The sequence below is a fragment of the Pseudomonas sp. p21 genome, assembly GCF_001642705.1.
In the GTDB taxonomy this organism is placed as follows: domain Bacteria; phylum Pseudomonadota; class Gammaproteobacteria; order Pseudomonadales; family Pseudomonadaceae; genus Aquipseudomonas.
Window position 1 is genome coordinate 595621 of sequence record NZ_LWBV01000001.1, and the last position, 12789, is coordinate 608409.

11 protein-coding genes are annotated in these 12789 nt (G+C 64.4%); 6 read left to right on the top strand and 5 right to left on the bottom strand.

Going from position 1 to position 12789, the window contains the following annotated elements; all coding sequences use genetic code 11:
- Positions 1-72 precede the first annotated feature (72 nt).
- Both A4C63_RS02825 and A4C63_RS02830 read left to right on the top strand, forming a co-directional pair.
- Entirely contained in the window at positions 73-1365 is a 1293-nt protein-coding gene (locus tag A4C63_RS02825) for a carbohydrate porin (protein WP_256202895.1), read from the top strand.
- Positions 1366-1493: 128 nt separating this feature from the next.
- A complete protein-coding gene (locus A4C63_RS02830; RefSeq protein WP_063911415.1) occupies positions 1494-2348 on the top strand; it encodes a D-hexose-6-phosphate mutarotase in 855 nt (284 codons plus the stop codon).
- Here A4C63_RS02830 and hexR read toward each other — a convergent pair.
- Complete coding sequence (gene hexR, locus A4C63_RS02835) at positions 2341-3204, bottom strand: DNA-binding transcriptional regulator HexR (RefSeq protein ID WP_169774905.1); 864 nt, start codon at positions 3202-3204, stop codon at positions 2341-2343. The two genes, A4C63_RS02830 and hexR, sit on opposite strands and share 8 nt — an antisense overlap.
- Positions 3205-3415: 211 nt before the next feature.
- On the opposite strand from hexR, the gene zwf reads away from it, so the two are divergent.
- From zwf to A4C63_RS02850, 3 genes are read left to right on the top strand one after another with little or no spacing between them, the layout of a single operon-like run.
- Positions 3416-4885, top strand: a complete 1470-nt coding sequence (gene zwf, locus A4C63_RS02840; protein ID WP_063911416.1) for a glucose-6-phosphate dehydrogenase — start codon at positions 3416-3418, stop codon at positions 4883-4885.
- Positions 4872-5585, top strand: coding sequence for a 6-phosphogluconolactonase (pgl, locus tag A4C63_RS02845; protein ID WP_063911417.1), 714 nt, complete (start codon positions 4872-4874; stop codon positions 5583-5585). Before zwf ends, pgl begins: the two co-directional genes overlap by 14 nt.
- Before the next feature lie 17 nt (positions 5586-5602).
- Positions 5603-6283 (top strand): bifunctional 4-hydroxy-2-oxoglutarate aldolase/2-dehydro-3-deoxy-phosphogluconate aldolase, encoded by a 681-nt coding sequence (locus A4C63_RS02850; protein ID WP_063911418.1) that lies wholly within the window; start codon positions 5603-5605, stop codon positions 6281-6283.
- Positions 6284-6520: 237 nt separating this feature from the next.
- Here the strand turns inward: A4C63_RS02850 and leuA are convergent, their stop codons facing one another.
- From leuA to A4C63_RS02870, 4 genes are all read right to left on the bottom strand, one after another.
- A complete protein-coding gene (leuA, locus tag A4C63_RS02855) occupies positions 6521-8194 on the bottom strand; it encodes a 2-isopropylmalate synthase (RefSeq protein ID WP_060709697.1) in 1674 nt (557 codons plus the stop codon).
- A 433-nt stretch (positions 8195-8627) separates the two neighbouring features.
- The gene (locus A4C63_RS02860) at positions 8628-9455 is read right to left on the bottom strand and encodes a M23 family metallopeptidase (RefSeq protein ID WP_063911419.1); all 828 of its coding nucleotides are present in this window, start codon (positions 9453-9455) and stop codon (positions 8628-8630) included.
- A 3-nt stretch (positions 9456-9458) separates the two neighbouring features.
- Positions 9459-10838: an exodeoxyribonuclease VII large subunit gene (gene xseA, locus A4C63_RS02865; protein ID WP_063911420.1), complete on the bottom strand. Its 1380-nt coding sequence runs from the start codon at positions 10836-10838 to the stop codon at positions 9459-9461.
- A 219-nt stretch (positions 10839-11057) separates the two neighbouring features.
- Positions 11058-11936, bottom strand: coding sequence for a LysR family transcriptional regulator (locus A4C63_RS02870; RefSeq protein WP_063911421.1), 879 nt, complete (start codon positions 11934-11936; stop codon positions 11058-11060).
- Between the two features lie 97 nt (positions 11937-12033).
- Here A4C63_RS02870 and A4C63_RS02875 point away from each other — a divergent pair, with 97 nt between their 5' ends.
- Entirely contained in the window at positions 12034-12789 is a 756-nt protein-coding gene (locus A4C63_RS02875; protein ID WP_063911422.1) for a sulfite exporter TauE/SafE family protein, read from the top strand.

The window sequence follows — 12789 nt, forward strand, 5'->3', positions numbered from 1 at the left end:
GGACGCAAAGGGATGGAACAGCGCAAACGCATCAGGACATTGGGCTCGCTGGCCTTGCTCGCACCACTGGCAATGGCCGGTAGCAGCGGCGCGCAGGCTGCTGAGGCCTTTTCCAGCGAATCGAAGTGGATGACCGGCGACTGGGGTGGCACCCGTACCGAACTGCTGGAAAAGGGCTACGACTTCACCCTCGATTATGTCGGTGAGGTCGCTGGCAACCTGCACGGCGGCTACAACGACGACAAGACCGCGCGCTATAGCGACCAGTTCGCCCTTGGCGCGCATCTGGACCTGCAGAAAATCTTCGGCTGGCACGATGCCGAGTTCAAGCTGGCGATCACCGAGCGTAGCGGCCGCAACCTGTCCAACGACCGTATCAGCGATCCGCGCGCCGGGCAGTTCAGCTCGGTGCAGGAAGTGTGGGGCCGTGGCCAGACCTGGCGCCTGACCCAGATGTGGGTCAAGCAGAAGTACTTCGACGGTGCGCTGGACGTGAAATTTGGCCGCTTCGGCGAGGGCGAGGACTTCAACAGCTTCCCCTGCGACTTCCAGAACCTAGCCTTCTGCGGCTCGCAGGTCGGCAACTGGGTTGGCGGCATCTGGTACAACTGGCCGGTCAGCCAGTGGGCGCTGCGGGTGAAATACAACATCACCCCGGAATTCTTCGTCCAGGTCGGTGCCTTCGAGCAGAACCCTTCCAACCTGGAAACCGGCAACGGCTTCAAGCTCAGTGGCAGCGGCACCAAGGGCGCGATCCTGCCGGTGGAAGCGGTGTGGTCACCCAAGGTCAACGGCCTGCCGGGCGAGTACCGCCTGGGTTACTACTACAGCACGGCCAAGGCCGATGATGTGTTCGATGACGTCAACGGCAACCCGCAGGCGCTGACGGGCGAAGCCTTCAAGTCGCACTCCAGCAAGCATGGCTGGTGGGTAGTGGCACAGCAGCAGGTCACTGCCCATGGCGGCGACGTCAACCGCGGCCTTAGCCTGTTCGCCAACTTCACCGTGCACGACCAGGCCACCAACGTCGTCGACAACTACCAGCAGGTGGGGCTGGTCTATAAAGGCGCCTTCGATGCCCGGCCCAAGGATGACATCGGCTTCGGCGTGGCGCGCATTCATGTGAATGACGACGTGAAGAAACGCGCCGAACTGCTCAACGCCCAGAACGGCATCAACGATTACGACAACCCAGGCTTCGTGCCGCTGCAGCGTACCGAGTACAACGCCGAGCTCTACTACGGCTTCCATGTCACCAACTGGCTGACCGTGCGGCCCAACCTGCAGTACATCAAGAGCCCCGGCGGGGTGGATGAGGTGGACAACGCGCTGGTCGCAGGGTTGAAGATTCAGTCGTCATTCTGAGGGCTATTGTTGTAAATTTACGCCAATCCATTCTCGGTACTATTTCGATAGTCGGCACCCACTGCCCTGCAGTGGGTGCCGGGGATAGGCCGAGACAGCGCTATCTCAAACAACAAGAGCTCTGAACCATGCCCGAACATCCGCTCCATCGCTTCTTTGCCTCGCAGCGGCCCCGGCCGACATTCGAGTGGGAGCGTTACCAGCAGCGCGATGTGCTGATCATCGATCACCCCCGTTGCCAGGCGGTGTTCAGCCGCCAGGGTGCGCAACTGCTGCATTTTCAACCGGCGGGTGAACGGCCCTGGTTGTGGTGCGCCGAGCAGTGGCCGCAGGTGGGGGCGATACGCGGTGGCGTACCGGTGTGCTGGCCGTGGTATGGCCGCCACCCCAGCGAGGACTTGTGGCCGGCCCATGGCTGGGCGCGCTTGCTGGACTGGAAGCTGGTGGACAGCCGCGAGGACGAGGAGGGCGTAACCCTGAAGTGGCGGCTGGACCTGTGCGACTGGCAGGTCGACCTGCATGCCCGGTTGGGCAGCCGCATGGAGCTGAGCCTGAGCACCGAGCACCAGGACAGCGAACCCTGCCAATTGAGCCATGCCCTGCTGGCCTACTGGCGTATCAGTGACGTGGCTGAGATAGCGCTGTCCGGGCTCGAGGATATCGAAGGCTACGACCGCCTCAACCGCCAGGCCTGCCGTGAGGATGGCGCGCTGAAGCTCAAGGGCGGCTGCCAGAAGGTCTACCCCGGCACGCCGCGGGTGCAACTGCAGGACCCGGCCTGGCAGCGCGAGCTGTGCATCGATACCGGTGACAGCGACGACACGGTGGTCTGGCACCCGGGCAACCGCCCGCTGATGGGCGTGACCGGGCGTGAATGCCAGCACTTCGTCTGTGTCGAGGCCGCCAGCGGCAGTGGCGAGGGCCTGAGCCTGGCGCCGGGGCAGCGTGCCCACCTGCGCCTGCAGGCGCACCGGCTCAGTTGAGCTCGTCGTCCTCGATCGGGTAGCGGCTGGCGTTGAGGCTTTCCTTGATCTTGCGCAGGTGCGGCTGGAAGTCCACGCCACGGCGCAGGGTCATGCCGGTGGCCAGTACATCGAGCACGGTCAGCTGGATGATTCGCGAGGTCATCGGCATGTAGATGTCGGTGTCTTCCGGCAGCGGAATGTGCAGGCTCAGGCTGCAGGCATTGGCCAGCGGCGAACCGGCGGCGGTCAGGCCCAGCACCGAGGCGCCGTTTTCCCGGGCCAGGCGGGCCACTTCGACCAGTTCGCGGGTACGCCCGGTGTAGGAAATGATCACGAACAGGTCGCCGGTGTGCGCCACCGAGGCCAGCATGCGCTGCATCAGCACGTCGGCGTGGGCCGATACTGCCAGGTTGAAGCGGAAGAACTTGTGCTGGGCGTCCAGCGCCACCGGGGCCGAGGCGCCCAGGCCGAAGAAGTGGATCTGCCGGGCCTGGATCATCATGTCCACGGCACGGCTGACCTGCTGCGGGTCGAGCTGCTGGCAGGCGCTGTCGAGCGAGGCGATGGCACTGGCGAAGATTTTCTGGGTGTAGGCTGCCGGGTCATCGTCAGCCTCTACCGCGCGGCTGACATAGGCGGCGCCGCTGGCCAGGCTCTGCGCCAACTGCAGCTTGAGCTCGGGGTAGCCGCTGACGCCGAACGAGCGGCAGAAGCGGTTGACGGTCGGTTCGCTGACCTTGGCCGCCTGGGCCAGCGCAGCGATGCTGAAACGGGTGGCTTGTTGCGGGTTGAGCAGGATGACTTCGGCGACTTTGCGTTCGGCCTTGTTCAGCTCGTCGAGGCGGCCCTGGATCTGTTCCAGGAGGTTTCGCACGCGGTCCATGGGTGTGTCCTTGGGTCGGGAAGACAGCCGGCTGTGGGAGCAGCAGGCTTTTTGCACGGTCGTCTATCGTACTGTCGGCGCGGTTGACGTACCACTTGTCTGTAACACTTGTGTGTAATGTTGTGGTTTTTACTACATTATCCCTTGAAAACCGTATGTGAAAGCGGTATTCCTAGACCAACTTTAGGAAAGAACCAACATCATGGCTGCGATCAGTGTCGAACCTTGCACCTTTGCCCTGTTTGGCGCCCTCGGCGACCTGGCATTGCGCAAGCTGTTTCCTGCGCTTTATCAGCTCGACCGGGCCAACCTGTTGCACCCGGATACCCGCCTGCTGGCGCTGGCTCGCGAGGCCGGTAGCGCGCAGGACCACCTGGACAGCATCGAAGCGCACCTGCGCCGGCATGTGCCCGAGGCCGATATCGAGCCCGCTGCGCTGGGCCGCTTCCTCGCCCGGCTGAGCTACCAGCACCTGGACTTCCTCCAGCCCGAGGGCTACCAGGCCCTGGCCGAGCAGTTGCCGGGCGAGCTGCCGCTGATCGCCTACTTCGCCACCGCAGCGGCGGTGTACGGGGCCATCTGCGAAAACCTCGACAAGGCCGGGCTGGCCGCGCGCACCCGGGTGGTGCTGGAGAAGCCCATTGGCCACGACCTGGAGTCGTCGCGCCGGGTCAACGATGCCGTGGCGCGGTTCTTCCCCGAGAGCCGGGTCTACCGTATCGACCACTACCTGGGCAAGGAAACGGTGCAGAACCTGATCGCCCTGCGCTTCGCCAACAGCCTGTTCGAAACCCAGTGGAACCAGAATTCCATCTCCCATGTGGAGATCACCGTCGCCGAAAAGGTCGGTATCGAAGGCCGCTGGGGCTACTTCGACAAGGCCGGCCAGCTGCGCGACATGATCCAGAACCACCTGCTGCAGCTGCTGTGCCTGATCGCCATGGACCCCCCCAGCGAACTGTCCGCCGATGCCATCCGTGACGAAAAGGTCAAGGTACTCAAGGCCCTGGCACCGATCACCGGCGAAGGGCTGAGCACCCGTGTGGTGCGCGGCCAGTACATCGCCGGCTACAGCGAAGGCAAGCCGGTGCCCGGTTACCTGGAAGAAGACAACGCCAACGCCCAGAGCGACACCGAAACCTTCGTCGCCCTGCGTGCCGACATCCGCAACTGGCGCTGGTCGGGCGTGCCGTTCTACCTGCGTACCGGCAAGCGCATGCCGCAGAAGCTGTCGCAGATCGTCATCCACTTCAAGGAAACACCGCACTACATCTTCGCCCCGGAACAGCGTTTGCAGATCGGTAACAAGCTGATCATCCGCCTGCAACCGGACGAAGGCATTTCTTTACGGGTGATGACCAAGGAGCAGGGCCTGGACAAAGGCATGCAACTGCGCAGCGGCCCGTTGCAGCTGAATTTCTCCGACACCTGGCGCAGTGCAAGGATTCCGGATGCCTACGAGCGGCTGTTGCTCGAAGTGATGCGCGGCAACCAGAACCTGTTCGTGCGCAAGGACGAAATCGAATATGCCTGGAAGTGGTGCGACCAGCTGATCGCCGGCTGGCGTAACGCGGGTGATGCACCCAAGCCATACGCGGCAGGCTCCTGGGGGCCGATGAGCTCGATTGCACTGATCACACGCGATGGGAGGGCGTGGTATGGGGATATCTGAACTGAAACTGCCAACGGTTGTGAAGGTGCATGAGCTGGCGGATGCCAAGGCTCTGGCCGCAACCCAGGCCCATGACGTGGCTGAGCGCCTGCGCACGGCCATTGCCGCCAAGGGCCAGGCCTGCCTGGTGCTGTCCGGTGGCCGCAGCCCGGTGCCGTTCCTCGAAAAGCTGGCCAGCGAAAACCTCGACTGGGCCAAGGTTACCGTCAGCCTGGCCGATGAGCGCTGGGTGCCGGTGGAGCACGCCGACAGCAACGCCGGCCTGCTGGCCCGCCACCTGTTCAAGGGCGCGGCGGCCAAGGCCTGCTTCATTGGCCTGTACCAGCAGGCGGAGAACCTCGATGCTGCTGCGGGCAAGGCCGATCAGGCCCTGGCCGAGCTGCCACCGATCGACGTACTTGTGCTGGGCATGGGTGATGATGGCCATACCGCTTCGCTGTTCCCTGCCAGCCCCAACCTGGAAGCAGGCCTCGACCTGGCCAACCCGCGCCGCTGCCTGCCCTTGCTGGCACCGAGCGTGCCGCACCAGCGCCTGTCGATGACCCGCTCGCTGCTGGCCAGTGCCGCCTTTACCGCGCTGTCCGTACAAGGGCAGGGCAAACTCGCTACCCTGCGCGCCGCGCTGGCTGGCAACGACCTTACCGAAATGCCGATTCGCGCTTTTCTTCACGCCCCCCTGGACATCTACTGGTGCCCATGAGCCAAGGATCCACAGTCATGACCACCCTTGAACGCCCACAGCCCAAGCTCTCGATGGCCGACAAAGCCGCACGGATCGACGCCATTTGCAAAAAGGCGCGCATCCTGCCGGTGATCACCATCGCCCGTGAGGAAGACATCCTGCCGCTGGCTGATGCCCTGGCGGCCGGCGGTATCCGTACCCTGGAAGTGACCTTGCGCTCGCAGTATGGCCTGAAGGCCATTCAGGTGCTGCGCGAGCAGCGCCCGGAACTTTGTGTCGGTGCCGGCACCGTGCTCGATCGCGGCATGTTTGCGGCCGTTGAAGCTGCGGGTGCGCAGTTCGTCGTTACTCCGGGCATTACTCAGGACATTCTCGAGGCCGGTGTGGACAGCGAGATCCCGCTGCTGCCAGGCATCAGCACGCCGTCCGAAATCATGATGGGCTATGCCCTGGGCTACCGCCGCTTCAAGCTGTTCCCTGCGGAAATCAGCGGCGGCGTCGCGGCGATCAAGGCCTTTGGCGGCCCGTTCGGCGATATTCGCTTCTGCCCGACCGGCGGGGTGAACCCGGCCAACGTGCGCAACTACATGGCCTTGCCCAATGTGATGTGCGTGGGTGGCACCTGGATGCTCGACAGCAGCTGGATCAAGAACGGCGACTGGGCGCGGATCGAAGCGTGCAGTGCGGAGGCGATGGCGCTGCTGGACGCCAACTGAATTTGTTGTGTGCTTTACGGCTTATGGGGCGCTTGGTCGGCGCCCCTTTTTTTGCCTGCAGTTTTTGCATTGCCTGTGCGGGCCTCTTCGCGGGCTCGCCCGCTCCCACAGGATTGCGCCGCTCTCGGGAGCTGTGCAGTACCTGTGGGAGCGGGCAAGCCCGCGAAGAGGCCGGCACAGGCTCACAAAAAAGCCCGCATCAAACGATGCGGGCTTTCTCATTCATTGCGCTAACGCTCAGGCCGCCTTGGCTTCCTGCTGGCTCAGCGAGCGGTTCAGCGCGCTGAACAGTGCCTTGAAGCTGGCCGTGGTGATGTTTTCATCGATGCCCACACCATGTACCGGGCGGCCACCGGCCACGCGCAGTTCGATATAGGCCGCAGCCTTGGCATTGGTACCGGCGCCAATGGCGTGCTCGTTGTAGTCCATGATCTCCACGGCAATCGGCAGGCCGGCCACCAGCGCCTCCAGCGCGCCGTTGCCCTTGCCGCGCCAGTGCAGGGTGGTTTCGCCCTCACCGGCGACTTCCACTTCCACGGCGCTGTGGCCGTTCTCTTCCTGCAGGCGGTGACTGACCAGCGCGTACGGGGCGTTGGCCTGGAGGTATTCCTTGTGCAGCAGGCTGTAGATCTGCTGGGCGGTCATTTCCAGGCCCAGGCGGTCGGTTTCACCCTGTACTACCTGGCTGAACTCGATCTGCATGCGGCGCGGCAGGCTGATGCCGTATTCCTGCTCGAGCAGGTAGGTGATGCCGCCTTTGCCCGACTGGCTGTTGACGCGGATCACCGCCTCGTAGCTGCGGCCGATGTCGGCCGGGTCGATCGGCAGGTAAGGCACTTCCCACAGCTCGCCTTCCTGCTGCTTGGCGAAGCCCTTGCGGATGGCGTCCTGGTGCGAGCCGGAGAACGCGGTGTGGACCAGGTCGCCCACGTACGGATGGCGTGGGTGCACCGGCAGCTGGTTGCACTCTTCGACCACCTTGCGCACGCCGTCGATGTCGGAGAAGTCCAGCAGCGGGTCGATGCCTTGGGTGTAGAGGTTCAACGCCAGGGTCACCAGGTCGACGTTACCGGTACGCTCGCCGTTGCCGAACAGGCAGCCTTCGGCGCGGTCGGCACCGGCCATCAGGCCCAGTTCGGTGGCGGCGATGCCGGTGCCACGGTCGTTGTGGCAGTGCAGGCTGATGATGACGCTGTCGCGACGGCTGACGTTGCGGCAGAACCACTCGATCTGGTCGGCGTAGATGTTCGGCGTGGACACTTCCACGGTGGCCGGCAGGTTGAGGATGATCTTGTGCTCAGGGGTCGGGTTCCACACCTCGATCACCGCGTCGCAGACTTCCTTGGCGAACTCCATCTCGGTGGCGCTGAAGGTTTCCGGCGAGTACTGGAAGGTCCACTGGGTTTCCGGCTGCTGGGCGGCGTACTTGACGAACAGCTTGGCCGCGTTCACCGCGATGTCCTTAACGCCTTGCTTGTCCTGGTTGAAGACGATGCGGCGGAACGACGGGCTGGTGGCGTTGTACAGGTGGACGATGGCCTTCTTCGCCCCGCGCAGCGACTCGAAGGTGCGGGCGATGAGGTCTTCACGGGCCTGGGTGAGCACCTGGATAGTGGTGTCGTCCGGGATGTGGCCTTCTTCGATCAGCATGCGCACGAAGTCGAAATCGGTCTGCGATGCGGACGGGAACGAGGCTTCGATTTCCTTCACGCCAACCTGCACCAGGGTCTTCCAGAAGCGCAGTTTCTTCTCCGAATCCATCGGCTCGATCAGCGACTGGTTGCCATCACGCAGGTCGGAGCTGCACCAGATCGGCGCGGCGGTGATGGTCTTCGACGGCCAGGTACGGTCAGGCAGGTCGATGGTCGGGAAAGCGCGATATTTCTTCGAAGGGTCTTTGAGCATGGTCATGGAAGCAATCCTTTTGTGTGCGGCCGAGATCGGGCCTGCCGAGCGATAACGAGATGAAGAGGCGAGGCGACGCGATTCAGCCTGGTAGTCGGGCGCTGACCAGGCAGAGGCTGCGATGTTGTCGGAGCAGGATGAGGGTGCTGAAGGTTTTCATGCCTTCAAACTTAAACAGTGGGGTGGGGGATGGCAAGCGTTCAGCAAAAATTGATAGGAATGCTTAAAAAAAGCTTATAGGCGATATTTTATTGCTATATTTTTCTGAGTGCTTCTCGACTTTTGCGCAGTCTTTTTCGATGGCGCAACGCGGTTGAACATGATGTCTCATGTGCTGGCCTCTTCGCGGGCGCGCCCGCTCCCACAGGTACAGCACAGCCTTCAGGCGCGGCGCAATACCTGTGGGAGCGGGCATGCCCGCGAAGCAGGCGCTGCGGTCTCAGGGCTGGAACGCGCCAATGAAAATCGCCGGATCCACCCGCGCATCGTTCAGGCTGACGTTCCAGTGCATGTGCGGCCCGGTAGCCCGCCCGGTCGAGCCCACGCGCCCGACCACCTCGCCCCGGCGCAACTGCTGCCCCACCTGCACATCGATCTTCGACATATGGCAGAACATGCTGATAAAGCCCTGCCCGTGGTCGACGAACACCGTGCGGCCATTGAAGAAGTAATCCCCCACCAGGATCACCTTGCCATTGGCCGGGGTCTTGATCGGCGTGCCAGCCGGTACCGCGAAGTCCAGCCCGGCGTGTGGGTTGCGTTCTTCACCATTGAAGAAGCGGCGCACGCCGAACTTGCTCGACAGCGGGCCACTGACCGGCTTGTCGAGGATCAGGTTGCTCGGCAGGGGCGGGCTGAAGCTGCGGTAAGCCTTGATCTGCTCGGCCAGCTCGCGGTCGATGCGCTTGAGGTCGGCCGGGTTCGGGTTGACCTGGCGGGTGTTCTTCAGGGTGATGCGCTGCTCGGGGTACTTCTTGCTGCCGACCGTGAAGGGCAGGGTACGGCCGCCTTGGTTCAGCACAGCGGTGCCGGGCTTCTGGGTCAGCGGGATGCCGACGATGGCCAGCCAGTTGTCCTGCTCCTTCACCACCAGCACCGGTTTGCCGTCGAAGCTGGCGGTGGGTGCACTGGCGGCGGGGCCGAGGTCGACCACCGCCACGCCGCCGGGTACCGGCTTGTTCAGTGTGCGGGTGATGTAGCTGGCCTGGGCGCCGCCGGCCAGCAGCAGGAGGGAAAGGGCAAGCAGGGGCGCGAGCAGGCGGGGCATGTGTCAGTCCAGAAGTGAGAGGGTGACCGGGGTCAGGTGGTTGTCTTCGACTCGCACCAACAGCTCGCCTTCGTTCAGGCGGGCGGTCAGGCGTTGGCCATTGCGGGTCTGTTCGGCGCTGCGGATGGCCTGGCCCTGTTCGTCCAGCAGGATGCTGTAGCCGCGGGCGAGGGTGGCCAGCGGGCTGACCACCTGCAGCGTCTGCAACTGGGTCTGGAAGCGCTGGCGGCGGTCCTTGAGCACTTCGCGCATCGCCCGTGGCAGGCGTTCGGCCAGGCTGTCCAGGCGTTGGCCCAGCAGTTTCAGGGTGCGCCCCGGGTGCTGCGCGGCGAGGCGGGTATCCAGGCGTGCCAGGCGCTCGCGGCGTTGGTTGAGGTTGAGCATGAACGCACGGCGCAGGCGCATGTCCAGGTCGTCCAGGCGCTGGGCCTGCTGGCGCAAGCGCTCGCCCGGGTGGCGCAGGCGCCGGGTCAGCGACTCCAGGCGCAGGCGGTCGTGGGTCAGGCGGTTTTGCATGCGCAGCAGCAGGCGCCGCTGCAGGCCATCCAGGCGTTGCTGCAGGCCACTGTTGTCGGGGGCCAGCAGCTCGGCGGCGGCAGACGGTGTGGGCGCGCGCACGTCGGCTACGAAGTCGCTGATCGAAACATCGGTCTCATGGCCCACGGCGCTGACAATCGGCGTGACACAGGCGGCCACGGCCCGCGCCACGGCTTCTTCGTTGAAGCACCACAGGTCTTCCAGCGAGCCGCCGCCGCGGGCCAGGATCAGTGCATCGAAACCGAGGCTGTCGGCCAGGCGGATGGCGCGCACGATCTGTGCAATGGCTTCGCGGCCCTGTACTGCGGTGGGGATGAGGTTCAGTTCCACCTGCGGGGCGCGGCGGCCGAACACGCTGATGATGTCGCGGATCACCGCGCCGGTGGGCGAGGTGATGATGCCGATGCGCTGCGGGTGGGCCGGCAGCGGCTTCTTGCGTTCGGTGCTGAACAGCCCCTCGGCGCCGAGCTTTTCCTTCAGGGCCTCGAAGGCCAGGCGCAAGGCGCCGTCGCCGGCCGGCTCGACGGTGTCGAGAATCAACTGGTAGTCGCCACGCCCCTCGAACAGCGAAACCTTGCCGCGCACCCGCACCGCCAGGCCGTCGCGCAGGGCCTGGCGCACCCGCGTGGCGTTCTGCCGGAACAGCGCGCAGCGCACCTGCGCGCCGCTGTCCTTGAGGGTGAAGTACATGTGGCCGGAGGCTGGGCGGGCGAGGTTGGAAATCTCGCCTTCCACCCACACGCTGCGGAACACGTCCTCCAGCAGCACGCGGGCGCGACCGTTGAGTTGGCTGACGGTAAGGACCTCGCGGTCCAGGCCGAGTCGTTCGAAAGGGTCTCTGATCATGGCGGGCATCATAAAGGACATCGGCCCCGGTTGTCTGTCCCGGCCCTGTCGCATCTCTGTGGGAGCGGGCGAGCCCGCGAACACCGGCGAAGCCGGTGCCATCAACGGCGCTGCCTGTTTCGCGGGCACGCCCGCTCCCACAGAGGCTGCGCTGGCTTCGAGTTGACGCTGTACCTGTGGGAGCGGGTTTACCCGCGAACACCGGCATCGCCGGTGCCATCAACCCTGCATCGCAGCCACGAATTGCCTGATCATCTGCCCCGCATCCCGCCTGCAAGCCATCGCCACAGTACTCTCACACCCTCCCTCCAGCGCCACGAAGCTGACTGAGGCTGGCGCAATCTCGCGCATGCACGCCGGCAGCAACGCCACCCCAAACCCCGCCTGAATCAGCTGCAACTGGGTGGTCTTGCGCGACAGCACCTGCGCCGCGCGCGGGAAAAAACCCGCATCCATGCACAGTGAGGCCGACAAGTAACTCAGCCCGCCACGGTCCCGGTGCGGAATGGAAATGAAGCGCTCTTCCCGCAACTGTTCAAGCTTCACCTGTGGTGCGTCAGCCAGCGGATGCCCAGCGGCAACCGCCAGCAGCAATGGCTCACTGAACAGCGCATGCAGCACCACGCCTTCATGCTGGCGCAACACAGGTAAACGCAGCAGGCCGATATCCAGGCGTCCATTAGCAATATCCTCCAGTTGCGCCTCCGACGACTGCTGGGCAATTTCCAGCGAAACCCCTGGGTTGTCGTGCAAGTAGCCGCCCAGGCGAGCCAGCAGCGGGCCGGTCAGTGGCACTGTACTGGAGTGGTTCAGGCGCAGGCTGCCCTGCAGCCCTTCACCAATGTCGCGGGTCACCCGCTCGGCCTGCGCCAGGTCGGCCAGCAAGCGCCGCGCCCGTTCCAGAAAGGCCTGGCCAGCCAGTGTCAGGCGCGGCAGGCGCGCGGTGCGTTCGAACAGCGGCGTGCCCAGTTGCTGTTCCAGCTCCTTGATCTGCCGGCTCAGCGCCGACTGGGCAATGTACAGCCGCTCGGCGGCACCGCTGAAGCTGCCGCACTCGGCGATTTCCACGAAGTAACGCAACTGGCGGATCGACGTCATGTCATGCCTTTTCGAGATGGTTGTGGCGAAAAATGCATATTAGTCGGCATGGCTCATGGCTGGCTAACCTTTGCCTGTCTTCCCAGGAACTGCTGCCATGCTCGCTCAACTGTCGTTTTCCGGCCTCGACTGGCTGCCCATCCTGCTGGGTGTTGGCGTTGCCTACATCGTCTTCGGTATCGCCGGTTTCGGCACTGCGCTGGTGGCCGGCCCAGTGCTGATCCACTTCATGCCGCTGTCGCGGATCATTCCGCTGCTGGTGCTGCTGGACTTCGTCGCTGCCTTCGGCAACCTGCTGCCATCGCGCCGCGATGTCGTGCGGGGCGAGTTGCTGCGGCTGCTGCCGTTCATGGCCGTTGGCTGCACGCTGGGCGTGGTGTTCCTGCTACAGCTGAAGTCCGACCTGTTGCTGCTGCTGATGGGCTTGTTCGTCACGGCATATGCCGTGTACGGGCTGGCGGTGAAGGTGCGGCCGGCCAGTCTGTCCGGTTTCTGGGCGGTGCCGATGGGCACGGCAGGCGGGCTGTTCGGTGCCTTGTTCGGCAGTGGCGGCTTCCTTTATGCCCTGTACCTGAGTGCGCGGCTGGAGGTAAAGGAGCAAGTGCGCGCTACCCAGAGCGCGCTGATCAGCTGCAGTACGGTAGTGCGCCTGACACTGTTCCTGATCGCTGGCGTTTATGCCGACCAAAGCCTGCTGCTGCTCGCCGCCTGCCTGTTGCCGGTCATGCTTGCTGGTCTCTGGGCAGGGCGCAGGCTGACCCACCGGCTGTCCCGCGAAGCGTTCGTGCGCCTGGTCACCTGGCTGGTGCTGGCCAGCGGGCTGGCGCTGATCGGTCGCTATCTGAGCGCCTGA